The sequence below is a fragment of the Klebsiella sp. CTHL.F3a genome (assembly GCF_019890895.1).
Taxonomy (GTDB): domain Bacteria; phylum Pseudomonadota; class Gammaproteobacteria; order Enterobacterales; family Enterobacteriaceae; genus Klebsiella; species Klebsiella grimontii.
Genome location: NZ_CP082360.1, coordinates 4203688 through 4229454 on the forward strand (window position 1 = coordinate 4203688; position 25767 = coordinate 4229454).

The 25767-nt window shown below is 54.9% G+C and carries 19 protein-coding genes and 7 tRNA genes; 21 read left to right on the plus strand and 5 right to left on the minus strand.

Annotated elements, in window-relative coordinates:
* Positions 1 to 95 precede the first annotated feature (95 nt).
* Genes tcuA through tcuC form a run of 3 tightly spaced genes read left to right on the plus strand, consistent with a single transcriptional unit; the run spans position 96 to position 3972 of the window.
* On the plus strand, positions 96 to 1499 hold the full coding sequence (gene tcuA, locus K7H21_RS19830; RefSeq protein WP_004130471.1) for an FAD-dependent tricarballylate dehydrogenase TcuA: 1404 nt from the start codon (positions 96 to 98) through the stop codon (positions 1497 to 1499).
* Positions 1486 to 2625, plus strand: a complete 1140-nt coding sequence (gene tcuB / locus K7H21_RS19835; RefSeq protein WP_223035301.1) for a tricarballylate utilization 4Fe-4S protein TcuB — start codon at positions 1486 to 1488, stop codon at positions 2623 to 2625. Before tcuA ends, tcuB begins: the two co-directional genes overlap by 14 nt.
* Positions 2626 to 2676: 51 nt before the next feature.
* Positions 2677 to 3972 (plus strand): MFS transporter, encoded by a 1296-nt coding sequence (gene tcuC / locus K7H21_RS19840; RefSeq protein ID WP_004130467.1) that lies wholly within the window; start codon positions 2677 to 2679, stop codon positions 3970 to 3972.
* 51 nt (positions 3973 to 4023) lie between these two features.
* Here the strand turns inward: tcuC and K7H21_RS19845 are convergent, their stop codons facing one another.
* From K7H21_RS19845 to nagE, 4 genes are all read right to left on the minus strand, one after another.
* On the minus strand, positions 4024 to 4356 hold the full coding sequence (locus tag K7H21_RS19845) for a ChiQ/YbfN family lipoprotein (RefSeq protein ID WP_004130466.1): 333 nt from the start codon (positions 4354 to 4356) through the stop codon (positions 4024 to 4026).
* Positions 4357 to 4402: 46 nt separating this feature from the next.
* Positions 4403 to 5806: a chitoporin ChiP gene (gene chiP / locus K7H21_RS19850; RefSeq protein WP_004130464.1), complete on the minus strand. Its 1404-nt coding sequence runs from the start codon at positions 5804 to 5806 to the stop codon at positions 4403 to 4405.
* A gap of 437 nt (positions 5807 to 6243) precedes the next feature.
* Positions 6244 to 7911, minus strand: coding sequence for a glutamine--tRNA ligase (gene glnS, locus K7H21_RS19855; RefSeq protein WP_142444889.1), 1668 nt, complete (start codon positions 7909 to 7911; stop codon positions 6244 to 6246).
* A 178-nt stretch (positions 7912 to 8089) separates the two neighbouring features.
* Positions 8090 to 10033, minus strand: coding sequence for a PTS N-acetyl glucosamine transporter subunit IIABC (gene nagE, locus K7H21_RS19860; protein WP_142444888.1), 1944 nt, complete (start codon positions 10031 to 10033; stop codon positions 8090 to 8092).
* A 312-nt stretch (positions 10034 to 10345) separates the two neighbouring features.
* Here nagE and nagB point away from each other — a divergent pair, with 312 nt between their 5' ends.
* The 12 genes from nagB (at position 10346) to K7H21_RS19920 (ending at position 17331) form a co-directional block, all read left to right on the plus strand.
* Complete coding sequence (gene nagB, locus K7H21_RS19865) at positions 10346 to 11146, plus strand: glucosamine-6-phosphate deaminase (protein WP_223035302.1); 801 nt, start codon at positions 10346 to 10348, stop codon at positions 11144 to 11146.
* A gap of 60 nt (positions 11147 to 11206) precedes the next feature.
* On the plus strand, positions 11207 to 12355 hold the full coding sequence (gene nagA, locus K7H21_RS19870) for an N-acetylglucosamine-6-phosphate deacetylase (RefSeq protein WP_004130456.1): 1149 nt from the start codon (positions 11207 to 11209) through the stop codon (positions 12353 to 12355).
* A gap of 8 nt (positions 12356 to 12363) precedes the next feature.
* A complete protein-coding gene (gene nagC / locus K7H21_RS19875) occupies positions 12364 to 13584 on the plus strand; it encodes a DNA-binding transcriptional regulator NagC (RefSeq protein WP_004130454.1) in 1221 nt (406 codons plus the stop codon).
* A gap of 45 nt (positions 13585 to 13629) precedes the next feature.
* Entirely contained in the window at positions 13630 to 14382 is a 753-nt protein-coding gene (locus K7H21_RS19880; protein ID WP_004100215.1) for an HAD-IIA family hydrolase, read from the plus strand.
* 278 nt (positions 14383 to 14660) lie between these two features.
* Complete coding sequence (gene asnB / locus K7H21_RS19885) at positions 14661 to 16322, plus strand: asparagine synthase B (protein ID WP_004130452.1); 1662 nt, start codon at positions 14661 to 14663, stop codon at positions 16320 to 16322.
* 230 nt (positions 16323 to 16552) lie between these two features.
* Positions 16553 to 16629 (plus strand) — tRNA-Met (locus tag K7H21_RS19890).
* Between the two features lie 8 nt (positions 16630 to 16637).
* Positions 16638 to 16722, plus strand: a tRNA-Leu gene (locus K7H21_RS19895).
* A gap of 35 nt (positions 16723 to 16757) precedes the next feature.
* Positions 16758 to 16832 (plus strand) — tRNA-Gln (locus tag K7H21_RS19900).
* Between the two features lie 34 nt (positions 16833 to 16866).
* Positions 16867 to 16941 (plus strand) — tRNA-Gln (locus K7H21_RS19905).
* A gap of 21 nt (positions 16942 to 16962) precedes the next feature.
* Positions 16963 to 17039: transfer RNA gene (locus K7H21_RS19910), tRNA-Met, on the plus strand.
* Between the two features lie 45 nt (positions 17040 to 17084).
* Positions 17085 to 17159 (plus strand) — tRNA-Gln (locus K7H21_RS19915).
* Positions 17160 to 17256: 97 nt separating this feature from the next.
* Positions 17257 to 17331: transfer RNA gene (locus K7H21_RS19920), tRNA-Gln, on the plus strand.
* A 109-nt stretch (positions 17332 to 17440) separates the two neighbouring features.
* On the opposite strand, the gene ubiF is transcribed toward K7H21_RS19920, so the two are convergent.
* Complete coding sequence (gene ubiF, locus K7H21_RS19925) at positions 17441 to 18616, minus strand: 3-demethoxyubiquinol 3-hydroxylase (protein WP_049123141.1); 1176 nt, start codon at positions 18614 to 18616, stop codon at positions 17441 to 17443.
* Positions 18617 to 18824: 208 nt separating this feature from the next.
* Here ubiF and miaB point away from each other — a divergent pair, with 208 nt between their 5' ends.
* The 6 genes from miaB (at position 18825) to K7H21_RS19955 (ending at position 25711) form a co-directional block, all read left to right on the plus strand.
* Positions 18825 to 20249 carry a tRNA (N6-isopentenyl adenosine(37)-C2)-methylthiotransferase MiaB gene (gene miaB, locus K7H21_RS19930; RefSeq protein ID WP_049114269.1) on the plus strand — a complete coding sequence of 475 codons (1425 nt, stop codon included), beginning with the start codon at positions 18825 to 18827 and terminating at the stop codon, positions 20247 to 20249.
* 144 nt (positions 20250 to 20393) lie between these two features.
* Positions 20394 to 21440: a PhoH family protein gene (locus K7H21_RS19935; RefSeq protein ID WP_004134159.1), complete on the plus strand. Its 1047-nt coding sequence runs from the start codon at positions 20394 to 20396 to the stop codon at positions 21438 to 21440.
* Positions 21437 to 21904, plus strand: a complete 468-nt coding sequence (gene ybeY / locus K7H21_RS19940; RefSeq protein WP_004130446.1) for an rRNA maturation RNase YbeY — start codon at positions 21437 to 21439, stop codon at positions 21902 to 21904. Before K7H21_RS19935 ends, ybeY begins: the two co-directional genes overlap by 4 nt.
* A gap of 98 nt (positions 21905 to 22002) precedes the next feature.
* Positions 22003 to 22881, plus strand: coding sequence for a CNNM family magnesium/cobalt transport protein CorC (gene corC / locus K7H21_RS19945; protein ID WP_004130445.1), 879 nt, complete (start codon positions 22003 to 22005; stop codon positions 22879 to 22881).
* A 22-nt stretch (positions 22882 to 22903) separates the two neighbouring features.
* Positions 22904 to 24442 (plus strand): apolipoprotein N-acyltransferase, encoded by a 1539-nt coding sequence (lnt, locus tag K7H21_RS19950; protein WP_004130442.1) that lies wholly within the window; start codon positions 22904 to 22906, stop codon positions 24440 to 24442.
* A 357-nt stretch (positions 24443 to 24799) separates the two neighbouring features.
* On the plus strand, positions 24800 to 25711 hold the full coding sequence (locus K7H21_RS19955; RefSeq protein WP_004130441.1) for an amino acid ABC transporter substrate-binding protein: 912 nt from the start codon (positions 24800 to 24802) through the stop codon (positions 25709 to 25711).
* Positions 25712 to 25767 lie beyond the last annotated feature (56 nt).

Below are 25767 nucleotides of genomic sequence, written 5' to 3' on the forward strand. Positions count from 1 at the left end.
CCCCCTTTAGCAATACGCCATAGCGTTCTCACGGCCAAAACACATACATTTCCATTACAAATTTAACAATCAAGCAAAGCGTAATGGAGCCAAAAATGGTGGATGTACTGGTGATTGGCGGCGGCAATGCCGCGCTATGCGCCGCGTTAACCGCCCGGGAAGCCGGCGCGTCCGTGCTGCTGCTGGAGGCTGCGCCGCGAGAATGGCGAGGCGGAAACTCTCAGCACACGCGGAATCTTCGCTGTATGCACGATGCTCCGCAGGATGTTTTAATCGACAGCTATCCGGAAGAAGAGTACTGGCAGGACCTGCTGCGCGTCACCGAGGGTAACACCAACGAAGCGCTGGCGCGCCTGGTGATCCGCACCTCATCGCAATGCCGGGACTGGATGCGCCAGCACGGCGTTAACTTTCAGCCGCCGCTCTCCGGCGCCCTGCACGTTGCCCGCACCAACGCTTTTTTTATGGGCGGCGGCAAAGCCCTGGTCAACGCCTATTACCGCAGCGCGGAGCAGATGGGCGTACAAATCCGCTACAACACGCCGGTACAGGCGCTCGAATTATCTAATGGCGAATTCGTTGCTGCGCTGGCGGGCGAAGAAAGGATCGTCGCCAAAACCTGCGTCCTCGCCGCCGGCGGATTTGAATCTAACCGCGAGTGGCTGCGAGAAGCATGGGGACAGAATGAGCGTGGCGAATGGCCAGCCGATAACTTTCTCATCCGCGGCACCCGCTTCAACCAGGGCGTGTTACTCAAATTTATGATTGACGCCGGGGCTGACATCATCGGCGATCCTTCGCAATCCCACTGCGTCGCCATTGACGCCAGGGCGCCGCTGTACGATGGCGGGATCTGTACGCGCGTGGATTGCGTGTCGCTGGGGGTGGTCGTCAACCGTGACGCCGGGCGCTTTTATGACGAAGGGGAAGATTTCTGGCCCAAACGTTATGCCATCTGGGGCAGGCTGGTCGCCCACCAGCCCGGCCAAATCGGTTACTCGATCATCGACAGCAAAGCGATCGGCCACTTTATGCCGCCCGTTTTCCCCGGCGCCCAGGCCAATACCATCGAAGAATTGGCTCGCCAGCTGGGGCTGGACGCGGAGCGCTTGTCGCAAACTATCGCCCGCTACAACGCCGCCTGCGCGCCCGGCCAGTTCGATCATACCCGCCTTGATAACTGCGCGACATCCGGCCTGACGCCGCCGAAAACCCACTGGGCGCGGCCCATCGATACGCCGCCTTACTACGGCTATGCCCTACGACCGGGGATCACTTTCACCTACCTAGGGCTCTACGTCAATGAACACGCCGCCGTCCATTTTGCGGGCAAGCCGAGCCGTAGCCTGTTCGTTGCCGGTGAGATGATGGCCGGCAACGTATTGGGCAAAGGCTATACCGCCGGCGTGGGCATGTCCATCGGGACGACATTCGGCCGCATTGCCGGCCAACAAGCCGCCCGCGCGGCACTGCAGGAGAGACACCATGAAGTCGCTTGAAAAGCTGATCATTGACGCGCAAATCATCACCGAGCCGGAAGCGGAAGTCGAACGAGTGATGCAGGTCTGTAACGCCTGCCGCTACTGCGAAGGTTTTTGCGCCGTATTTCCGGCGATGACCCAGCGCCTGGCTTTTGGTAAAGCGGATATAAACTATCTGGCTAACCTGTGCCATAACTGCGGCGCCTGTCTACATGCCTGCCAGTACGCGCCGCCGCACGAGTTTGCCATTAATGTCCCGAAGGCGATGGCGGAAGTGCGGCTGGAAACCTATCAACATTACGCCCAGCCCGCGGCTTTCGGCAGCCTGTATCGTCGGGCCGGCGTGACCACGGCGCTGGCGCTGGTCGGTGGGTTGATCCTCTTTCTGCTGCTGGCGATGGGGCTCAAAGGCTCTCTGCTACATCCGCCGCTGGCAGGAGATTTTTACCAGATTTTTCCCCATAACCTGCTGGCGTGGATGTTTGGCACGGTCTTCATGCTGGCCATGGGGTTACTGATGGCCGGGGTGATCCGTTTCTGGCGCGAGATCTCGCCGGGTCAGCCCCAGGCCATAGACATCGCTAAAGCCTCACATGATGCGCTCACGCTGAAGTATCTCGACGGCGGGCACGGTAAAGGCTGCAACGAGGCTGATGACGCGTTTACCCTGATGCGCCGTCGTTTCCATCACGTTACCTTCTACGGTTTTCTACTCTGTTTCGCCGCCACCGTGGTGGCTACGGGTTATCACTATATCGCCGGTTGGGAAGCCCCCTACTCGTTCTTCAGCGTACCGGTTGTGCTGGGTACGCTCGGCGGCATCAGCCTGCTGGTGGGCCCGGCGGGTTTGCTATGGCTGAACCTGCGCCGCTCACCGCTGCACGGCGACCCGCGGCAAAAACCGATGGATCGCGCCTTTATCCTGCTGCTGCTGCTGACCAGCTTCACCGGTCTCACCCTGCTGGCGGGACGGGACACCTCGTGGATGGGCATTCTGCTTGCCATTCATCTCGGCGTGGTGATGGCGCTGTTTTTAACCCTTCCTTACGGAAAATTTGCCCACGGATTTTATCGCTGTGCGGCGTTACTCAAGTGGGCGATTGAGAAACGGCGCGGAAAACAGGCGGCAGTCGCAGGCGACTAGCCCCCTCTTACCTCTATAAAAACAAGATAAAGACAATGGAGAGCAAACCCTATGACGCAACCCTCATCGCGCGCCGGTACCTTTGGCGCCATCCTCCGTGTGACCAGCGGTAATTTTCTCGAACAGTTCGACTTTTTTCTGTTTGGTTTTTACGCCACCTACATCGCCAGAACGTTCTTTCCGGCGGAGAGCGAGTTTGCGGCGTTAATGCTTACCTTCGCCGTGTTTGGTTCGGGCTTTCTGATGCGCCCCATCGGCGCGATAGTGCTGGGGGCCTATATCGACAGGATCGGACGACGTAAAGGACTGATGGTGACGCTGGCGATTATGGGCTGCGGGACGCTTCTGATAGCGCTGGTTCCCGGCTATCAAACCATCGGCATTCTCGCCCCCATTCTGGTGGTTGTCGGGCGGCTGTTGCAGGGTTTCTCGGCGGGCGTCGAACTCGGCGGCGTATCGGTCTATTTATCGGAAATCGCCACGCCGGGGAACAAGGGGTTCTACACCAGCTGGCAATCCGCCAGCCAGCAGGTGGCTATCGTCGTCGCGGCGCTGATTGGCTACGCGCTGAACGAAACGCTTGGCCACGATGAGATCGCCGAATGGGGATGGCGCATTCCCTTCTTTATCGGCTGTCTGATCATTCCGCTGATTTTTGTGCTGCGGCGTTCGTTACAAGAAACCGAAGCCTTCCTGCAGCGTAAACATCGTCCTGATACGCGAGAGATTCTGAGCACAATTGTCAAAAACTGGCGCATCATCACGGCGGGGACCTTGCTGGTGGCGATGACCACGACCACTTTTTACTTTATTACCGTCTATACCCCAACCTACGGGAGAGCCGTGCTGCACCTGAGCGCCCGCGACAGTCTGCTGGTGACCATGCTGGTCGGCATCTCTAACTTTATCTGGTTACCGATCGGCGGGGCAATTTCTGACAAAATAGGCCGTCGACCGGTGCTGATGGGCATTACCCTGCTGGCGCTACTCACGACCTGGCCGGTAATGAACTGGCTCACCGCCGCGCCGGATTTCACCCGCATGACGCTGGTCCTGCTCTGGTTCTCATTCTTCTTTGGTATGTATAACGGCGCGATGGTGGCCGCCCTGACGGAAGTGATGCCGGTCTACGTCCGTACCGTCGGCTTTTCACTGGCCTTTAGCCTCGCCACCGCGATCTTTGGTGGCCTGACGCCGGCAATTTCCACCGCGCTGGTAGAGATAACGGGCGATAAAAGTTCGCCGGGCTGGTGGCTGATGTGCGCCGCGCTATGCGGCCTGGCCGCTACCGCGATGCTCTTCGTACGCCTGAGCCGCGGCTACCAGCCGGCAGAAATACCACGCTAAAATAGCAACGGGCGGAGTTTACGCTCCGCCCGTTGCCCGCCTCGGTCAGGCTTAACGCGGCGTATTGTTACTACGGATCTCTTTCCAGATCTGGTCGCAGCGCGCCTCTACAGCCTGATCGTTACCGGTTTTCCGCGCCTGGATGCACTGCTGATAATCCAGCACCCGCACGCTTTCCTGGGTCGCGAACTGCTGATGCTGTTTCTCCTGCTTCAGCACGTTCAATACGCTCTGACAGGCTTCCACTTTATCCGGATTGCCCTCAGCGCTATTGATGCAGGCGCTGTAGGCATCTTTTAACTTTGAGTCTTCCTTAGGCGCTGGCGACTGGGAACAGGCAACCAGACCTGCTGCCATAAAGGCGACAAGTATTAACTTTTTCATCATGAACCTCGGGAAATTGCGGCGGGTTTTCCCCGCCGCAGTGGCATCAGAAAATGGTGAACGGAGCGATAACCATGAACTTCACGTCGCGCTCATCCTGGAAGATGTTGCCGTAGCCGCCGCTCCAGCTTGGGATATCGGAGTGGTTGTCGTATTGCGTAAAGTGGAGTTTGAACAGCGTGCCCTTCGCGCGTCCTTCCTGAACGGTGTACATGGCATCCAGGCTATAGGCGGACTCTTCCAGGCGTTTATCCGGATTGTAGTACGCATCAGGCGAGGACATTCTCCCCGGCTTTGCATCCCAGGCATAAACGTAGGATGCGCCAAAGGCCCAGCCCGGCATGTTCCAGTTCTTCATGTCATACATCGCGCCGAAGAACACCGCTTTTTCACCGTTGGCGTTGAAGTCCGAACGGTTATCCCACCAGATATCCAGTCGCCCGTTAGACGATGCGTAAGTTGGCGTCATACGCTGCAGGAAGTAGCCCTGCTGACCATCAGCTTTAACCCAGGTTCCTTCCAGACGCAGGTCCAGAACGTCGGCAACCTTATAACCAAAGGTCAATGCCTGCAGCCACGCGGTGCCGTCATAGATGTCGTTAACCCCGCCGTTGCTGACCTTATCGCGGGTGCCGTAGAACTGATAGCTGGTGGTTAACGGCGTGCCTGCAACATCAAACTTATAGCTGGCCTTGGCAAAATACTGGTCGATGTAACCCTGTGCCTGACCAAACGCCGCTTCCAGCACAAGGTCGTTTTTAAAATCATATTTGGCGCCGAGAGAGTGAAGGTAATCCACCTTGGTTTTCTTGTCGTTCTGGTAGAACTCATCCATCTCAATGTGCCACGGCGCTTTATATTCGTTCGTCCACATATAGGAGAAACTCAGCGCGCCCGCATCGCCGTAGTCAAAGTTCGCACCGGCTTCAGCCCCCTGATAGGTCCCCGGCATAAAGCTCCAGTGCGGCGCCAGCAGCGTCTGGCCGGTTGGCTGAATATAGCCCGCGCGCGCCCAGGTCGGACCAAATTTAAATTTTGCGGCTGCTTTATACAGGCTGATCCCGCTCTTATCGCCGGAATAGTCTTCATCGTAGGTTTTATTGCGCGAGGAGAAAGCGATTTCGTTCGGGTGACCGCTCTCGCTGCTTTCGCCCATTTCGATGGCGGTAAAGGCAGCAACGTCAATACCGAACATGTCGGCGGCATAGCCGGACTGGAAGTCGAGGTTGGCGTTCCAGGTGGAGTGCGACAGGTTAGTTTTATATTTATCACCGTCGGTCACATCTTTACGGTCGCGTTCACGCTGCCAGTAATAGATGCCGCCGGTTAACGTTGAATCATCAATGAACCCTTCTGCTTTTGCATCCGGCACCATTGCAAATCCTGACAGGGCTGTGACACCGGCAATAGCCAGCGCCAGCGTACTACGTTTGCCACTAAACGTACGCATATGCATATCCTCTTTGACGTTTTAAAAGTGCGGTTACCAAAGGCAACGCGCAAAAAAATAAAATAAGACAGCTTAAAAAGTGGTGCGGTAAAAATTCGCATAACCACTGGGTATAGACTATTTTTCGTGACGCGAATTATCAATCTCTTTTGCCGAGCAAAGATGAAGATTATGACAAAGCGCACATAATTTATGTCTTTATGTTTCAGTCTTAGACATCACACGTTTAGCGTGGAAGTGCTTGCAAAAACAGAGAAAACATTTGGAAATGAAAGCGATTAGCTGATTTCAGGTGATATACAGGAAGGATTAAAAATAACGCTTATTACAATCTGTAAACAAGATTAATTCGCATCGCGAAAATATGGTAATTTAATTCGCTGATTCTGAATAAAAAAAACGCCGCAGTAAGCGGCGTTCTTAATGATGGCGAGTAGCTACGCGCCGACTTTCGTCCAGGTATCACGCAGGCCGACGGTGCGGTTAAACACCAGATGGCTTGCGGTGGCATAGCGGCTATCCAGGCAGAAATAACCTTCACGCTCGAACTGGTAGGCTTTTTCCGCCTGCGCATGCGCCAGGCTCGGCTCGGCAAATCCCTGTTTGATCACCAGCGATTCCGGGTTCATCACCGCGAGGAAATCTTCCGCCGCGCCCGGGTTCGGTACGCTAAACAGACGATCGTAGAGGCGGATTTCTACCGGCAGCGCGTGCGCCGCGCTCACCCAGTGAATCACACCCTTCACCTTGCGGCCGTCGGCCGGATCTTTGCTCAGGGTATCGGCATCGTAGGTGCAGAAGATAGTGGTGATGTTGCCTTCCGCATCTTTCTCCACGCGCTCCGCTTTAATTACGTAGGCGTTACGCAGGCGAACTTCTTTACCCAGCACCAGACGCTTGTACTGCTTGTTCGCTTCCTCACGGAAGTCGGCGCGATCGATCCAGATTTCGCCACTGAACGGCACCTCACGGCTGCCCATCTCCGGCTTGTTCGGATGGTTCGGCATGGCCACCATTTCGCTTTCGCCCTGCGGATAGTTTTCGATAACCAGCTTAACAGGGTCGATAACCGCCATCGCGCGCGGGGCGTTTTCGTTCAGATCTTCACGAATGCAGGATTCCAGCGACGCCATCTCGATAGTGTTGTCCTGCTTGGTCACGCCGATGCGTTTGCAGAACTCGCGGATAGATTCAGCGGTATAGCCGCGGCGGCGCAGACCGGAGATGGTCGGCATACGCGGGTCATCCCAGCCTTCAACGTGCTTCTCGGTCACCAGCTGATTCAGCTTACGCTTGGACATCACGGTGTATTCGAGGTTGAGGCGCGAGAATTCATACTGGCGCGGATGCACGGGAATGCTGATGTTATCCAGCACCCAATCGTACAGGCGGCGGTTGTCCTGGAACTCGAGGGTACACAGAGAGTGGGTAATCCCTTCCAGCGCATCGCTGATGCAGTGGGTGAAGTCGTACATCGGATAGATGCACCATTTGCTTCCGGTCTGGTGGTGATCGGCAAACTTAATGCGGTACAGCACCGGATCGCGCATCACGATAAACGGAGAAGCCATATCGATTTTCGCGCGCAGGCAGGCTTTACCTTCGGCAAATCCGCCGGTACGCATTTTTTCAAATAGCGCCAGGTTCTCTTCCACGCTGCGATCGCGGTACGGGCTATTTTTACCCGGCTCTTTCAGCGTGCCGCGGTACTCACGGATCTCTTCTGCTGACAGTTCGTCAACGTAGGCCAGGCCTTTATTAATTAGTTCAACCGCATACTGGTGCAGCTGATCGAAATAATCAGACGAGTAGCAAACATCCCCGGACCAGTGGAAACCTAACCACTGCACGTCGTTTTTAATCGACTCAACATATTCGATATCTTCCTTCACCGGGTTGGTGTCATCGAAACGCAGGTTGCATTGGCCCTGGTAATCCTGGGCGATGCCAAAGTTCAGGCAAATAGACTTCGCGTGGCCAATGTGCAGATAGCCGTTCGGTTCCGGTGGGAAACGGGTATGAACGGTGGTGTGCTTACCAGTAGCCAGATCTTCATCAATGATCTGACGAATAAAGTTAGTCGGGCGGGCTTCTGCCTCACTCATCGTGGGTTCCTCAAAGCGTAAACAACGTATAACGGCACATGATCTTACAAGCAGGGCGTAGAGACAACTATTAGTTACGCAAAATAGCGATCAGAAGGAGATTATGGGGGTGTTTGCGGTAAAAAAAAGCGGCGCAGCTTTCGCTGCGCCGCTGAGGCATAAACGCCACTCAGGAGTCTTATTTGCCTTTAATTTCGTACAACGGTGTCTGGCCAGCAACCACTTTACCGGTTGCCTGGATAACCAGCGCGCTGTAGTCGTCGCTGTTGCTGCAGACGACCGGGCTAATCATCGAACGCGCGTTAGCATTCAGGAACTCAAGATCCAGTTCCAGAATCGGCTCACCCGCTTTCACTTCCGCGCCCTCTTCCACCAGGCGTTTAAAGCCCTGGCCGTTAAGCGCGACGGTATCGATGCCCATATGGACGACGATTTCCGCACCGTTTTCAGTTTCCAGACAGAAGGCATGGTTGGTGTTGAAAATCTTCACCACGGTACCTGCCGCCGGCGCAACAACAATCTTATCGGTCGGTTTAACCGCCACGCCGTCGCCGACCGCTTTGCTGGCGAAGGCTTCATCAGGTACCTGCTCCAGCGCCACAATGTCGCCGGTAATCGGCGAAACCAGCGCTTCAACGGTTTTCGCGTTAGCAACAGCCTGTGGTTTAACAGCCTGAGCGGCTACGGGTGCGCTATGAGACGCTGCAGCAACCGGGCCACGGGCAACCACTTTCTTCATTTCATCGCCGACGGATTCCGCTTTCGCGCCCACGATAACCTGGATGGTCTGCTTGTTCAGTTTAACCACACCGGAAGCGCCGAGGCGCTTACAGGCCGCATCGTTAACCAGCGCAGAGTCCGCCACGGTCAGACGCAGACGGGTAATACAGGCATCAATCGCTTTCAGGTTATCCGTACCGCCGACCGCCGCGATGTAGTTGGTCGCCAGCTGGGTTAAACCTTCTTCGGTATTACTGTTGGCCTCTTCAGTGACCACGTCATCCACTTTATCCTCACGACCCGGCGTTTTCAGATTGAACATGCGGATAACCGCGCTGAACAGCAGGAAGTAAATAACGAAGAACACAACGCCCATCACGATCAGCATCCAGACGTTTTTACTGGCTGCCGGCAGGCTGTACATCAGAACATAGTCGATGGCACCTGCAGAGAAGGAGAAGCCCGCGTGGATACCCAGCGCCGTCGCAACAAACAGGCTGATACCGGTCAGGATGGCGTGCAGGAGATACAGCAGCGGCGCCAGGAACATGAACAGGAATTCCAGCGGCTCGGTCACACCGGTCAGGAACGCGGTGATCGCGACCGACAGCAGCATACCGCCAACCATCGGACGACGCTCTTTCGGGGCCGCGAAATACATCGCCAGCGCCGCACCCGGCAGACCGAACATCATGATCGGGAAGAAGCCGGACATGAACATCCCCGCGGTGCCGTCACCCGCATAGAAGCGGTTGATGTCACCGTGGAACACGGCGCCAGCAGCGTTGGTGAATTCACCAATCTGGAACCAGGCGATGGTGTTCAGCACCTGATGCAGACCCGTCGGGATCAGCAGACGGTTGATGAAACCAAAGATACCGGAGCCGAGCGCGCCCGCCCCCACAATCCATTCACCGCCAGCATGGATGGCGTTCTGCACCGGCGGCCAGACGTAGCCGAAGATGGCTGCCAGCACCAGACAGAAGAAGCCGGTGGCGATGGGCACAAAGCGTTTGCCGCCGAAGAAGCTCAGGAAGTCAGGCAATTTGATACCTGACCAGCGGTTATACACGGCACCGCCGACCAGACCGGTAATGATACCCGCCAGCACGCCCATGTTAATGGCAGGGTTGATGGTGACCATCGCTTTGGTCAAAACGAAGTAACCTACCGCCCCCGCCAGCGCTGCGGCGCCGGCGCTGTCTTTCGACCAACTGGATGCGACGCCGATAGCGAAAATCAGCGCCAGGTTGTCAAAGATTGCCCCGCCCGCCTGGGCGATAAACGAAATGTTAAGCAGATCCGGTTGACCGAATCGCAGCAGCAGCGCCGCGACCGGTAGCACTGCGATAGGGAGCTGTAACGCCCTACCGAGTCGCTGAAAAAAACCTAAAATATTCATCTTATTCCCCCTATGAGACCCCGATAAGGCTCATTAAAGCCACTTTATTATTGTGTAACCTGGTTAATTTTTTAACTTACCTGCAAAGTGTCTGAAAAATTAATTCGTCTCGCAAATTAAATGGGTGTTTTTTGTGACAATAGTCACCAAATATCGTATTCACCTCCGTCTTTGACTGGCTAACAATGAAAACTTATTTTATCATTCAAAAAATCAACACGGATTGACCCCGGTCGGCGCAGTTGCTGCGATACTCTTAATAGTATGCTGGCGCCAATCCGCCAGGTTCTAATTTAACTATAGAGGTGAACAATGAGACTGATCCCCCTGGTAACAGCTGAACAAGTCGGTAAATGGGCTGCCCGGCATATCGTTAACCGCATCAATGCGTTCAAACCGACTGCGGACCGTCCGTTTGTCCTCGGTCTGCCCACCGGCGGCACGCCTCTAACCGCTTATAAAGCCCTGATTGAGATGCACAAAGCAGGCCAGGTTAGCTTTAAGCATGTTGTCACCTTCAACATGGATGAGTACGTTGGCCTGCCGAAAGAGCACCCGGAAAGCTATCATAGCTTTATGCACCGCAACTTCTTTGATCACGTTGATATCCCGGCGGAAAATATTAATCTGCTGAATGGTAACGCGCCGGATATTGATGCAGAATGCCGTCGCTATGAAGAAAAAATTCGTTCTTACGGTAAAATCCACCTGTTTATGGGCGGCGTGGGTAACGATGGCCACATCGCTTTTAACGAACCTGCCTCTTCTTTGGCTTCACGCACACGCATCAAAACCCTGACCCACGATACTCGCGTAGCGAATTCCCGTTTCTTCGACGGTGATGTTGACCAGGTGCCTAAATACGCGCTGACCGTTGGCGTAGGCACACTGCTCGACGCGGAAGAAGTGATGATTCTGGTGCTGGGTCATCAGAAAGCGCTGGCGCTGCAGGCGGCGGTGGAAGGCAACGTAAACCATATGTGGACCATCACCTGTCTGCAGTTGCACCCGAAAGCGGTTGTCGTCTGCGATGAGCCATCCACTATGGAACTGAAAGTTAAGACACTGAAATATTTCAACGAATTAGAAGCCGAAAATATCAAAGGTCTGTAATGTAGTCTCGTCCCGCAGCAGACCCTGCGGGACAACCATTTTTGACAACCGGGGGTCGTAATGTATGCATTAACCCAAGGCCGGATTTATACCGGTCATGAAATTCTGGATGACCATGCGATTGTTATCGCCAATGGCCTTATCGAACGTATCTGTCCGCAGACTGAGCTGCCCACCGGGATCGAACAGCGCTCGGTTAATGGTGCGATCCTTTCCCCCGGTTTTATCGACGTCCAGCTTAACGGCTGCGGCGGCGTGCAGTTCAACGACACGGCGGATGCGGTCACCGTTGAAACGCTGGAAATTATGCAGAAGGCGAATGAACGCTCCGGCTGCACCAGCTATCTGCCCACGCTCATTACCGCCAGCGATGACCTGATGAAACAGGGTGTCCGCGTGATGCGCGAGTATTTGCAAAAGCATCCCAACCAGGCGCTGGGCCTGCATCTTGAAGGTCCGTGGCTGAATATTGTCAAAAAAGGCACCCATAACCCGGATTTCGTCCGTAAACCGGACGCCGCGCTGGTCGATTTCCTGTGCGAAAACGCGGATGTGATAACCAAAATCACTCTCGCGCCGGAACGCGTAGAACCAGAAGTTATTCGCAAACTGGTGGCCGCAGGTATCATCGTCTCCGCCGGTCATTCCAACGCGACGCTAAAAGAAGCGAAAATCGGTTTCCGCGCCGGGATTACCTTTGCCACCCATCTGTTTAACGCCATGCCGTATATTACCGGTCGTGAGCCGGGCCTGGCTGGCGCGATTTTCGACGAGCCGGATGTCTACTGCGGCATCATCGTCGATGGCCTGCACGTCGATTACGCTAACGTGCGCCTCGCTAAACGCTTGAAAGGCGACAAGCTGTGTCTTGTTACCGACGCAACGGCGCCAGCGGGTGCCAATATTGAGCAGTTCATTTTTGCTGGTAAAACAATATACTACCGGAACGGCCTGTGCGTAGATGAGAACGGCACCCTCAGCGGCTCTTCATTGACCATGATTGAAGGGGTGCGTAACCTCGTTGAGCATTGCGGCATTGCGCTGGATGAAGTGTTGCGTATGGCGACGCTCTACCCTTCCCGCGCCATTGGCGTAGACAAACAGTTAGGCAGCATTGCCCCGGGGATGGTCGCTAACCTGACCGCATTCACCCGCGATTATAAAATCACCAAGACCATCGTTAATGGTAACGAGGTCGTCACTGAGTAAGTAAAAGTATGACAGCAGGCGGACAAGCTCAAATTGGTAACGTCGATCTCGTAAAACAGCTGAACAGCGCTGCCGTTTACCGGCTCATCGATCAGCACGGCCCCATCTCGCGTATCCAGATTGCGGAACAAAGCCAGCTTGCCCCTGCCAGCGTAACCAAAATTACGCGTCAGCTTATTGAACGCGGACTGATCAAAGAAGTCGATCAGCAGGCCTCCACCGGGGGCCGCCGCGCCATCTCGATTGTTGCCGAAACCCGCAGCTTTCACGCCATCGGCGTACGTCTTGGCCGCTATGACGCTACCCTGACGCTCTATGATTTAAGCAGTAAGACCCTCGAAGAAGAGCACTACCCGCTGCCGGAAAGAACCCAGGAAACGCTGGAACACGCCCTGCTCAACATCATCGCCTCCTTTATGGAGAGCTGTCAGCGCAAAATCCGCGAGCTAATCGCCATTTCGGTGATCCTGCCGGGACTGGTCGATCCGGAAAGCGGCGTCATTCGCTATATGCCGCATATTCAGGTGGAGAACTGGGGGCTGGTTGAAGCGCTGGAAAAACGCTTTAAAGTCACTTGCTATGTCGGCCACGATATTCGTAGCCTGGCGCTGGCGGAGCACTACTTTGGTGCGAGCCACGACTGTGAAGACTCCATTCTGGTGCGCGTACACCGCGGGACCGGTGCGGGGATCATCTCCAACGGCCGGATTTTTATTGGCCGTAACGGAAACGTCGGGGAAATCGGCCATATCCAGGTCGACCCGCTGGGTGAGCGCTGCCACTGCGGCAACTTCGGCTGTCTGGAAACCGTCGCCGCCAACGCCGCCATTGAACATCGGGTTCGTCATCTGCTGGCGCAGGGTTATCAGAGCAAGATCCCCCTCGATGACTGTACGATCAAAACGATCTGTAAAGCCGCGAATAAAGGCGATGCGCTGGCCTGCGAGGTGATCGAGCACGTTGGCCGTCATCTGGGTAAAACTATCGCCATCGCCATTAACCTGTTTAATCCGCAAAAAGTGGTGATTGCCGGTGAGATCGTCGAGGCGGAAAAAGTGCTGTTACCGGCTATTGAAGGCTGCATTAACACCCAGGCGCTGAAGGCATTTCGTAAAAATCTGCCGGTAGTCCGTTCTACGCTCGATCATCGTTCTGCCATCGGCGCTTTTGCCCTGGTCAAGCGTGCGATGCTTAACGGGATCCTGCTCCAGCGTTTGCTGGAAAGCTAAAGCCGCTTTATAGTTTCGCCTTTCTTTAACGATGTCGGACAGTCCATGACCATTCAAAACGTAATTTGTGATATTGACGGTGTGCTGATGCACGACAATGTGGCCGTACCGGGCGCCGCCGAATTCATCAAGCGCATTCTCGAAAAAGAGATGCCGCTGGTGATGCTGACTAACTACCCTTCGCAGACCGGCCAGGACCTGGCGAACCGCTTTGCGACCGCCGGAATCGATGTTCCTGATACCGCCTTTTATACCTCAGCGATGGCCACTGCCGATTTTTTGCGCCGTCAGGAAGGCAAAAAAGCCTATGTGGTTGGCGAAGGCGCGCTGATTCACGAACTGTATAAAGCAGGCTTTACCATCACTGACGTCAATCCTGATTTCGTTATCGTCGGTGAGACCCGCTCCTTTAACTGGGAAATGATGCATAAGGCGGCGTTTTTTGTCGCCAACGGTGCGCGCTTTATCGCAACTAACCCGGATACGCACGGCCGCGGCTATTACCCGGCCTGCGGCGCGCTGTGCGCCGGTATTGAAAAAATCTCCGGCCGTAAGCCGTTCTACGTCGGTAAACCAAGCCCATGGATTATCCGCTCTGCGCTGAATAAAATGCAGGCGCATTCGGAACAAACGGTTATCGTCGGCGACAACCTGCGCACGGATATTCTGGCGGGCTTCCAGGCCGGTCTGGAAACCATTCTGGTGCTTTCCGGGGTTGCCACGCTCGACGATATCGACAGCATGCCGTTCCGCCCGTCCTGGATTTATCCATCGGTTGCAGAAATCGATATTTTCTAAATAAAACCACGTCCTGCGACGTGGTTTCTTATTTCCAAGCCTCTTCTGAACGCTTTTATCTAAAAGAAAAGCACTATTACTGAATATTCATCAACAAAAGCGCTCAAAACATACTCTTTTTTCACTATTCGACAATCACAATTGCATTATTTTCTTTTGCTGGCGTAAACCCCTTGCGCCCTTCGCCCCTTTGCGGCATTTTCTAAAGCATGCACTGAGGCTTCGCGTTTAGACGAAGCCTGCACAACATCAAACAAGACAGGGTAACGGAGAAGGCTATGTGTTCGATTTTTGGCGTACTGGATATTAAAACTGACGCGGGTGAACTGCGTAAAAAGGCACTGGAGCTTTCCCGCCTGATGCGCCACCGCGGCCCGGACTGGTCAGGCGTCTATGCCTGTGATAAAGCCATCCTGGCGCATGAACGCCTGTCAATCGTCGACGTGAACGCCGGCGCGCAGCCGCTGTATAACGCTGCAAAAACTCACGCCCTCGCCGTTAACGGTGAAATCTACAACCACCAGGCGCTGCGCGCGGAATACGGCGACCGCTATGCGTTCCAGACCGGTTCCGACTGCGAAGTTATCCTCGCGCTGTATCAGGAAAAAGGTCCGGACTTCCTCGACGATCTGCAGGGGATGTTTGCTTTTGCTCTCTACGACAGCGAAAAAGACGCGTATCTGATTGGTCGCGACCACATCGGCATCATCCCGCTGTATATGGGTCACGATGAACACGGCAACTTCTACGTTGCTTCAGAAATGAAAGCGCTGGTTCCGGTATGCCGTACGATTAAAGAGTTCCCGGCAGGCAGCTACCTGTGGAGCAAAGATGGCGAAATCCGCGAGTACTATCAGCGCGACTGGTTCGATTATGACGCCGTCAAAGACAACGTCACGGACAAAAATGAACTGCGTCAGGCGCTGGAAGAGTCGGTGAAAAGCCACCTGATGTCCGATGTCCCGTACGGCGTCCTGCTCTCCGGCGGCCTGGATTCATCGGTGATTTCCGCCATCACCAAAAAATATGCCGCGCGCCGCGTCGAAGATCAGGAAAAATCAGAAGCCTGGTGGCCGCAGCTGCACTCCTTCGCCGTCGGTCTGGAAGGCGCGCCCGATCTGAAAGCCGCGCAGGAAGTGGCTAACCATCTGGGCACCGTTCACCACGAAATCCACTTTACGGTGCAGGAAGGCCTGGACGCGATTCGCGATGTTATCTATCACATTGAAACCTACGACGTGACGACAATTCGCGCGTCAACGCCGATGTACCTGATGTCGCGTAAAATCAAAGCGATGGGCATCAAAATGGTGTTGTCTGGCGAAGGTTCTGATGAAGTATTTGGCGGCTACCTTTATTTCCATAAAGCGCCAAACGCTAAAGAGCTGCACGAAGAGACCGTACGCAAGCTGCAGGCGCTGCATATGTTTGACTGCGCTCGCGCCAACAAAGCGATGTCCGCATGGGGCGTTGAAGCGCGCGTGCCGTTCCTGGATAAGAAATTCCTCGACGTGGCAATGCGTATCAACCCGCAGGACAAAATGTGCGGCAACGGTAAAATGGAAAAACATGTCCTGCGTGAATGTTTTGAATCTTACCTGCCGGCAAGCGTCGCCTGGCGCCAGAAAGAACAGTTCTCTGATGGCGTAGGTTACAGCTGGATCGATACTTTAAAAGAAGTGGCCGCTGAACAAATTTCCGATCAGCAACTGGAAACCGCCAGCTTCCGCTTCCCGTACAACACGCCATCATCGAAAGAAGCGTATCTCTACCGTGAGATCTTCGAAGAGCTGTTCCCGGTTCCAAGCGCGGCTGAATGCGTGCCTGGCGGCCCTTCCGTCGCATGCTCTTCAGCAAAAGCGATTGAGTGGGACGAATCTTTCAAAAAAATGAACGATCCGTCGGGACGCGCGGTTGGCGTACACCAGTCGGCCTACTAACCGGCGCTGTTTTCAAAACGGACTCTGCGGAGTCCGTTTTTGTTTTGTGCCTTATTTAAGCCGTTAAAAACGATAAATAACCAATAATTGACGATTATTGCGCCACGCTGTTCGCAACCTAACCAAACAGTTACGTTCAGCCCATTTTCGATGAAAAAGGGGTTGACGCTTCAAGGCTCAATACGCATAATGCGCCCCGCAACGCCGATAAGGTAACGCGAAAAAAAGATGGCTACGTAGCTCAGCTGGTTAGAGCACATCACTCATAATGATGGGGTCACAGGTTCAAATCCCGTCGTAGCCACCATCTTTTTTGCGGGAGTGGCGAAATTGGTAGACGCACCAGATTTAGGTTCTGGCGCCGCAAGGTGTGCGAGTTCAAGTCTCGCCTCCCGCACCATTTACTCTTTCGCGTTGGCAGTAAAAGGTTTTTGTTGGGGTATCGCCAAGCGGTAAGGCACCGGTTTTTGATACCGGCATTCCCTGGTTCGAATCCAGGTACCCCAGCCATATTTTCGATGTTTGCGGTTCACCGCGACGGTATTGGGGTATCGCCAAGCGGTAAGGCACCGGTTTTTGATACCGGCATTCCCTGGTTCGAATCCAGGTACCCCAGCCATCGAAAAAAGAGTAAGATTTTGGCTACGTAGCTCAGCTGGTTAGAGCACATCACTCATAATGATGGGGTCACAGGTTCGAATCCCGTCGTAGCCACCATACAAAGGAATTATTGATTCAGTTCGATAAATCCAAAAAAATTGTTGGGGTATCGCCAAGCGGTAAGGCTCTGGTTTCTGATACCAGCATTCCGAGGTTCGAATCCTCGTACCCCAGCCAATTTCAAAAGTCGCTCACGCTGTGTGCGCACCCGTTGGAGTATCTCCAGGCACTAAGCCACCGGTTTGACCCCGGTACGAAATGGTCAACGTAAAATTGGGGTATCGCCAAGCGGTAAGGCACCGGATTCTGATTCCGGCATTCCGAGGTTCGAATCCTCGTACCCCAGCCAACAAAAGCAAAAAGCTCGCTTCGGCGAGCTTTTTGCTTTTTGGCGTTTACGCTATGCACATTACCGTTCCGCACCCCGGCCTCACCTTTGCAAGCCGGGGTCGTTCTCGTTATAAACCTAACGCGTATTTCAACGCCTGACGCTTCAGTCCGCCGGCGCGCTCGGCCGCCATCAGCCCAATATTTCTCAGCATACGCACCGGCGGCAAATCGTTGCTAAATCCGGCGTAAAACAGATCCATTCCCGACTGCATAATAAAGTTGTCCGCCTGACGCCGCGTCTGGTAGCGCTTAAGTACCGGCAGGCTGGCCCACTCCTCACCGTGCGCTTTTGCTCTGCCAAGAATATCGAGCAGCGCATCGACATCGCGATAGCCGAGGTTAACCCCCTGCCCCGCCAGCGGATGGATGGTGTGCGCAGCATCGCCCACCAGCGCCAGCCCCGGCTTAACATACTGCAATGCGTGACGGCGGGTAAGCGGGAAAGCGCCCGCGCTCAGCGGCGTAATCTCTCCCAGCCGCGACGGGAAGTGGCGAGTAATTTCCTGCTGTAGCTGAGCCATACTCATTCCCTGCAACTGACGGATCCTCGCTGGCGCGTCGTACCACACCAGCGAAGCCCAATGATCGAACAGCGGTAAAAACGCGCGCGGCCCCGTCGGAGTGAACTGCTGCCAGGTACTGTCGCCGGGATCGTCCGCACACTGTACGCTGATCAACATACAGGATTGCTGGTACTGCCACGCGTGGATGCCGATTCCGGCCAGCTGACGCACCTGCGAACTGGCGCCGTCCGCGCCCACCACCAGCCGCGCATCAAGCTGGCTGCCGTCGGTCAGCGTTAAGGAGGTGTACGTTTCTCCACGCCGCATCTCCTGAAGCGATGTCCCCACCTGCAGCGATATGCGTTCATGGGCTTCCAGCGCCTGCCACAGGGCTCGCTGCAGAACGTTATTCTCCACCATATAGCCCAGTTCCGGCAGCTTCAGCTCCGCGGCGTTGAAGACAACATGGGCGCTTTCCCACTCCCAGGTTTCTAGCTGGCGGTACGCATGGGCGCGCATGGACCGCACGCTGTCCCAGACGCCGAGGCCTCTCAGCAGCCCTACCGATGACGCGCTGATTGCCGAAATACGTACGTCAGGCGGTGAAGAAGCATCGAAAACCGGTGGCGCGTTTTTTTCAATGACCGTCACCGTAAAGCCCTGCTGCGCCAGGCCAAGCGCGAGGGCGCCGCCAACCATCCCGCCGCCGACGATAACGACATCTGTTGCATGAATTGTCATGGCTATTATCCTTAAACCCGAATCCCCTCAGTTTACCGGATTTTTATTCGGCTTGTGGTGATTACGGTCGTACTGGTCAGGGCGCGGTCAAAGCATTACAATACGCGCCCTGCAATCCTGGCTTTATATCCGTCACCCTTCACATTGCAGAGCAACATCCGGTGAAGACGCTGACTTTGGGTATACCTAATTAAGCATGAGCAAGTCGATGACAAAAAAACTCCATATTAAAACCTGGGGCTGTCAGATGAACGAATACGATTCATCAAAGATGGCCGATCTGCTGGATGCCACCCACGGGTATCAACTCACTGAAGTGGCGGAAGAAGCGGATGTGCTGCTGCTCAATACCTGCTCAATCCGTGAGAAGGCTCAGGAAAAAGTATTCCATCAGCTAGGACGCTGGAAGCTGCTGAAAGAGAAGAATCCCAACCTGATCATCGGCGTTGGCGGCTGCGTGGCCTCTCAGGAAGGCGACCATATTCGCCAGCGCGCCCACTATGTCGATATTATTTTTGGGCCGCAGACCCTGCACCGCCTGCCGGAAATGATCAACTCGGTACGAGGCAACCGCAGCCCGGTCGTCGATATCAGCTTCCCGGAAATCGAAAAATTCGACCGCCTGCCGGAACCGCGCGCCGAAGGCCCAAGCGCCTTTGTTTCCATCATGGAAGGCTGCAACAAGTACTGCACCTACTGCGTGGTGCCTTATACCCGCGGTGAGGAAGTGAGCCGCCCAAGCGACGATATCCTGTTTGAAATCGCCCAGCTTGCGGCTCAGGGCGTACGTGAAGTTAACCTACTCGGGCAGAACGTGAACGCCTGGCGCGGGGAAAACTATGACGGCACCAGCGGTAGCTTTGCCGATCTCCTGCGCCTGGTTGCGGCGATCGACGGTATCGACCGGATCCGCTTTACCACCAGCCATCCCATCGAGTTCACCGACGATATCATCGAGGTTTACCGCGATACACCGGAGCTGGTCAGCTTCCTGCACCTGCCGGTGCAGAGCGGTTCCGACCGCGTGCTGAACCTGATGGGCCGAACCCACACGGCGCTGGAATATAAAGCGATTATCCGCAAACTGCGCGCGGCGCGTCCGGATATTCAGATCAGCTCCGACTTCATCGTCGGCTTCCCTGGCGAAACCACGCAGGATTTCGAACAAACCATGAAGCTGATCGCCGATGTGAATTTCGATATGAGCTACAGCTTCATCTTCTCCGCGCGTCCGGGCACGCCGGCGGCCGATATGGTCGACGACGTACCGGAAGAGGACAAGAAACAGCGTCTGTATATTCTGCAGGAGCGCATCAACCAGCAGGCGATGGCCTGGAGCCGCCGTATGCTCGGCACCGTGCAGCGCATTCTGGTGGAAGGCACTTCACGTAAGAGCATTATGGAGCTGTCTGGCCGCACCGAAAATAACCGCGTGGTGAACTTCGAAGGCTCGCCTGAGATGATCGGCAAGTTTGTCGATGTCGAGATCACCGACGTCTGGACAAACTCCCTGCGCGGTAAAGTGGTGCGCACCGAGGACGAAATGGGTCTGCGCATTGCGGAAACCCCGGAGTCGGTGATTGCCCGCACTCGTAAAGAAAACGATCTTGGCGTCGGTATCTACCAGCCATAATCCGTTCAGGCCTGCCGGCTCCGGCAGGCCTTGTATTTCCTCTCCTGAACCCAATATCTATAGCGATGCTTGCGCCATATTCCGATGACGTGAATAATTTCCTGACCGGCTACCTTCCGGCTATCTATGTATAAGAGGAACAGCTTGAATACAGACACTCGCGAAATCACCCTTGAGCCCGCGGACAACGCCCGTTTGCTGAGCCTGTGCGGCCCGTTTGATGACAATATTAAACAGCTGGAACGCCGTCTCGGCATCGAGATTAACCGTCGTGACAACCACTTTAAACTGACCGGTCGGCCGATTTGCGTCACCGCTGCGGCGGATATCCTGCGCAGTCTGTACGTCGATACCGCGCCGATGCGCGGCGAAATTCAGGATATTGAACCGGAACAAATTCATCTGGCGATCAAAGAAGCCCGCGTGCTGGAGCAGAGCGCCGAAAGCGTACCGGACTACGGTAAAGCCATCAATATCAAAACCAAGCGTGGCGTGATTAAGCCGCGTACGCCGAATCAGGCGCAGTACATCGCCAATATTCTCGACCACGACATTACCTTCGGCGTCGGCCCTGCCGGGACCGGGAAAACCTACCTGGCGGTCGCCGCCGCGGTAGACGCGCTGGAGCGTCAGGAGATCCGCCGTATTCTTCTGACCCGTCCGGCGGTTGAGGCTGGCGAAAAACTGGGCTTCCTGCCCGGCGATTTAAGCCAGAAAGTCGATCCGTATCTGCGTCCCCTGTACGACGCGCTGTTCGAGATGCTCGGCTTCGAGAAAGTCGAAAAGTTGATTGAGCGCAACGTGATTGAAGTCGCGCCGCTGGCCTATATGCGCGGCCGTACGCTGAACGATGCGTTTATCATTCTCGACGAAAGCCAGAACACCACCATTGAACAGATGAAAATGTTCCTGACCCGTATCGGCTTTAACTCTAAGGCGGTCATTACCGGCGACGTCACGCAGATTGACCTGCCGCGCAGCACCAAATCGGGCCTGCGCCACGCGATTGAAGTGCTGGCGGAAGTCGATGAGATCAGCTTCAACTTCTTCCATAGCGAAGACGTCGTGCGCCACCCGGTGGTCGCCCGCATCGTTAACGCCTATGAAGCCTGGGAAGAAGCAGACCAGAAACGTAAAGCAGAACTGGCCGCCGAGCGCAAGCGCGAAGCCCAGGAACAGGAGCATAAATGAGTCAGGTCATTCTCGATTTACAGCTGGCTTGCGAAGATAACAGCGGAATGCCGGATGAAGCCCTGTTTCAGCGCTGGGTCGATAGCGTTATCCCGCAGTTTCAGGAAGAGTCGGAGCTGACGATTCGCCTGGTTGATGAAGCGGAAAGCCACGAGCTAAACCTGACCTATCGTGGGAAGGACAAGCCAACTAACGTGCTCTCTTTCCCGTTCGAAGCCCCGCCGGGCATCGAAATGCCGCTGCTTGGCGACCTGGTTATCTGCCGTCAGGTGGTTGAACAGGAGGCGAAAGAGCAAGGTAAACCGCTGGAAGCGCACTGGGCGCATATGGTGGTCCACGGTAGCCTGCATCTTTTGGGCTATGACCATATCATCGACGAAGAAGCGGAAGAGATGGAATCCCTCGAAACAGAGATAATGCTTGCTCTGGGCTATGAGGATCCGTACATTGCCGAGAAGGAATAACCCGTTGCCGGCTTTGCCGGCGACTGGCCGCTATGCCGGGCGCTGAGTATACGCGTGACGAGCGACTATTTAACTAACATGAGAACCCATACGACGCCATGAGCGACGACAATTCACACAGTAGCGACACAGTAAACAGCAAAAAGGGATTCTTCTCCCTGTTACTCAGCCAGCTCTTTCACGGTGAACCCAAAAATCGTGACGAACTGCTGGCGCTGATCCGTGATTCCGGGCAAAACGACCTTATCGACGAAGATACGCGCGATATGCTCGAAGGGGTAATGGATATCGCCGACCAGCGCGTCCGCGACATCATGATCCCCCGCTCGCAGATGATTACCCTGAAACGCAACCAGACGCTGGACGAGTGCCTCGATGTGATCATCGAATCCGCCCACTCGCGTTTCCCGGTGATCAGCGAAGATAAAGATCACATTGAAGGGATTCTGATGGCCAAAGATCTGCTGCCGTTTATGCGCAGCGATGCTGAAGCCTTCAGCATGGAAAAAGTGTTGCGCCCGGCGGTTGTCGTGCCTGAGAGCAAGCGGGTCGACCGCATGCTGAAGGAGTTCCGTTCCCAGCGTTATCATATGGCTATCGTTATCGATGAGTTTGGCGGCGTCTCGGGTCTGGTGACCATTGAAGATATCCTTGAGCTGATCGTCGGTGAAATTGAAGACGAATACGACGAAGAGGAAGACATCGATTTCCGTCAGCTAAGCCGCCATACGTGGACGGTGCGCGCACTGGCCTCAATCGAAGACTTCAACGAGGCGTACGGCACCCACTTCAGCGATGAAGAGGTCGACACCATCGGCGGCCTGGTGATGCAGGCGTTTGGTCATCTGCCTGCCCGCGGCGAGTCTATCGACATTGATGGTTACCAATTCAAGGTCGCAATGGCTGACAGCCGACGTATTATTCAGGTACATGTAAAGCTTCCTGATGATGCCCCGCAGCCGAAGCTGGAAGACTAATCCAACGGGACGATTAACCTAAATGGTATTTGCCTCTCTTATTGAACGCCAGCGCGTACGCCTGCTGCTGGCGCTGCTATTCGGAGCCAGCGGAACGCTGGCTTTTTCACCTTATGACTTCTGGCCTGCGGCGATTATTTCGCTAATTGGCCTGCAGGGTTTAACCCTCAACCGCCGCCCTTTACAAAGCGCCGCGATTGGCTATTTCTGGGGACTCGGGCTATTCGGTTCGGGTATAAACTGGGTCTACGTGAGTATCGCGCAGTTCGGCGGCATGCCCGGACCGGTCAACGTTTTCCTGGTGATTCTGCTGGCCGCGTATCTCTCCCTCTATACCGGGTTATTCGCCGGTATTCTTTCGCGCCTGTGGCCGAAAACCAGCTGGATACGCGTGGCCATCGCCGCACCGGTGGTCTGGCAAATCAGCGAATTTCTGCGCGGCTGGGTGCTCACCGGCTTCCCGTGGCTGCAATTCGGTTACAGTCAAATCGACGGCCCGCTTAAAGGCCTGGCTCCCGTGATGGGCGTTGAGGCGATTAACTTCCTGCTGATGCTCGTCAGCGGCCTACTGGTACTCGCTATCGCGCAGCGTAACTGGAAGCCGCTGATCGCCGCCGTCGTGCTGTTCGCCCTGCCCTTCCCACTTCGCTATATTCAGTGGTATCAACCGCTGCCGGAACGCGCAACCACGGTTTCGCTGGTACAGGGTGATATCCCCCAGGCGATGAAATGGGACCAGAATCAGTTGCTCAACACCCTGAAAACCTATCTGGATCTCACCCAACCGCACATGGGTAAATCGCAGCTGATCGTCTGGCCGGAGTCCGCGATTCCCGATCTGGAAATCAATCAGCAGCGTTTCCTGAGTATGATGGACGATCTGATGCGGTCGAAAAACAGCTCGCTGATTACCGGTATCGTCGACGCGCGCCTGAACGCGCAGAATCGCTACGATACATACAACACCATTATTACGCTGGGCAAAGATAACCCGTACAGCTACGACTCAAAGAATCGCTACAACAAGAATCATCTGGTGCCGTTTGGTGAGTTTGTGCCGCTGGAATCGATTCTGCGTCCGCTGGCGCCGTTCTTCGATCTGCCGATGTCCTCTTTCAGCCGCGGGCCTTACGTGCAGCCGCAGCTGGTTGCGCATAATATGCGTCTGACGGCGGCTATTTGCTACGAGATCATTCTTGGCGAGCAGGTGCGGGATAACTTCCGCCCGGATACGGATTTTCTGTTAACCATCTCTAATGATGCGTGGTTCGGCAAATCTATCGGTCCGTGGCAGCACTTTCAGATGGCGCGGATGCGCGCGCTGGAGCTGGCCCGTCCGCTGCTGCGCAGCACCAATAACGGCATTACCGCGGTCATCGGCCCACGCGGTGAAATACAGGAGATGATCCCGCAGTTCACCCGCGCCGTATTGACCACTAAAGTGACCCCGACTTCAGGACTGACGCCGTACGCGCGTACAGGGAACTGGCCGCTGTGGGCGTTAACCGCGCTGTTTGGCTTTGCGGCGCTACTGATGAGCCTGCGCCAGCGCCGTCGCTAATTGCTTCTCCCGCGGCGGCATTCGTCGCCGCGGTCACCTCTCCTTCTTGTCCATTTTGGCACGACCATTGCTTAATAAATTGATGTAGTAGCGCGATCCTTGAGGGTACAACCTGGTTGCACCACCACCGATCGCCCTGCTGCGCTATTTTGGTGCAATAGGGGATTTTTGCCTTTAAATGGTGCGGTGCGCTTCGCAAATATCAACAATATAAGAGCAAAATCTTTACATTAAGCCAAACTAAATGCTAACAAACACATACAAATGCTGCACGCAAAGACGGCAGCAATAAAAAAGCACACACATTCACAATGGGTATCAATAGCGTCTGATGGCGCTGAGGATAAGGAGTCGGATATGCAATTACGTAAACTGGCCGCAGCAATGCTGGTCATGGGACTGACCGCCGGTGCGGCGCATGCAGAAGATGCAGCATCCACCGCTGGCCAGAGCACTCTGGATAAAATTGCCAAAAACGGCGTTATCGTCGTCGGTCACCGTGAATCATCCGTTCCGTTCTCTTACTATGACAACAAGCAGCAGGTCGTCGGCTATTCTCAGGACTACTCGAACGCGATCGTTGATGCCATTAAGAAGAAGCTGAACAAACCGGATCTGCAGGTCAAACTGATCCCGGTAACCTCACAAAACCGTATTCCGCTGCTGCAAAACGGCACTTATGACTTCGAATGCGGTTCCACCACCAATAACCTTGAGCGTCAAAAACAGGCAGCCTTCTCCGACACCATTTTCGTTGTCGGTACCCGTCTGCTGGTGAAAAAAGGCGGCGCGATTAAAGATTTCCCGGATCTGAAGGATAAAGCCGTCGTCGTCACCTCCGGCACCACCTCGGAAATTCTGCTGCACAAGCTGAACGACGAGAAAAAAATGAATATGCGTATTATCAGCGCAAAAGATCATGGTGACTCCTTCCGAACTCTGGAAAGCGGTCGCGCGGTGGCCTTTATGATGGATGACGCGCTGCTGGCGGGCGAACGTGCGAAAGCGAAGAAACCGGATAATTGGGAGATTGTCGGTACCGCTCAATCTCAGGAAGCCTATGGCTGCATGCTGCGCAAAGACGATCCACAGTTCAAAACGCTGGTGGACGACACGGTTGCCCATGTCCAGACCTCCGGTGAAGCCGAAAAATGGTTCGATAAGTGGTTTAAAAATCCAATTCCGCCAAAGAATCTGAATATGAACTTTGAACTCTCTGACGAAATGAAAGCGCTGTTCAAATCACCTAACGACAAAGCTCTTAACTAATTAAAAAAACAAAGGGCGGGGAATCCTGCCCTCCCGATTGTTGCCACGGCGCGGAC

Coding starts and splice junctions, on each gene's coding strand:
- nagB (WP_223035302.1), top strand. CDS start 10,346: ATGAGACTGATCCCCCTGGTAACAGCTGAACAAGTCGGTAAATGGGCT.
- tcuB (WP_223035301.1), top strand. CDS start 1,486: ATGAAGTCGCTTGAAAAGCTGATCATTGACGCGCAAATCATCACCGAG.
- chiP (WP_004130464.1), bottom strand. CDS start 5,806: ATGCGTACGTTTAGTGGCAAACGTAGTACGCTGGCGCTGGCTATTGCC.
- miaB (WP_049114269.1), top strand. CDS start 18,825: ATGACAAAAAAACTCCATATTAAAACCTGGGGCTGTCAGATGAACGAA.
- K7H21_RS19880 (WP_004100215.1), top strand. CDS start 13,630: ATGACCATTCAAAACGTAATTTGTGATATTGACGGTGTGCTGATGCAC.
- glnS (WP_142444889.1), bottom strand. CDS start 7,911: ATGAGTGAGGCAGAAGCCCGCCCGACTAACTTTATTCGTCAGATCATT.
- K7H21_RS19845 (WP_004130466.1), bottom strand. CDS start 4,356: ATGAAAAAGTTAATACTTGTCGCCTTTATGGCAGCAGGTCTGGTTGCC.
- tcuA (WP_004130471.1), top strand. CDS start 96: ATGGTGGATGTACTGGTGATTGGCGGCGGCAATGCCGCGCTATGCGCC.
- nagA (WP_004130456.1), top strand. CDS start 11,207: ATGTATGCATTAACCCAAGGCCGGATTTATACCGGTCATGAAATTCTG.
- ubiF (WP_049123141.1), bottom strand. CDS start 18,616: ATGACAATTCATGCAACAGATGTCGTTATCGTCGGCGGCGGGATGGTT.
- lnt (WP_004130442.1), top strand. CDS start 22,904: ATGGTATTTGCCTCTCTTATTGAACGCCAGCGCGTACGCCTGCTGCTG.
- ybeY (WP_004130446.1), top strand. CDS start 21,437: ATGAGTCAGGTCATTCTCGATTTACAGCTGGCTTGCGAAGATAACAGC.
- tcuC (WP_004130467.1), top strand. CDS start 2,677: ATGACGCAACCCTCATCGCGCGCCGGTACCTTTGGCGCCATCCTCCGT.
- K7H21_RS19955 (WP_004130441.1), top strand. CDS start 24,800: ATGCAATTACGTAAACTGGCCGCAGCAATGCTGGTCATGGGACTGACC.
- asnB (WP_004130452.1), top strand. CDS start 14,661: ATGTGTTCGATTTTTGGCGTACTGGATATTAAAACTGACGCGGGTGAA.
- nagE (WP_142444888.1), bottom strand. CDS start 10,033: ATGAATATTTTAGGTTTTTTTCAGCGACTCGGTAGGGCGTTACAGCTC.
- corC (WP_004130445.1), top strand. CDS start 22,003: ATGAGCGACGACAATTCACACAGTAGCGACACAGTAAACAGCAAAAAG.
- nagC (WP_004130454.1), top strand. CDS start 12,364: ATGACAGCAGGCGGACAAGCTCAAATTGGTAACGTCGATCTCGTAAAA.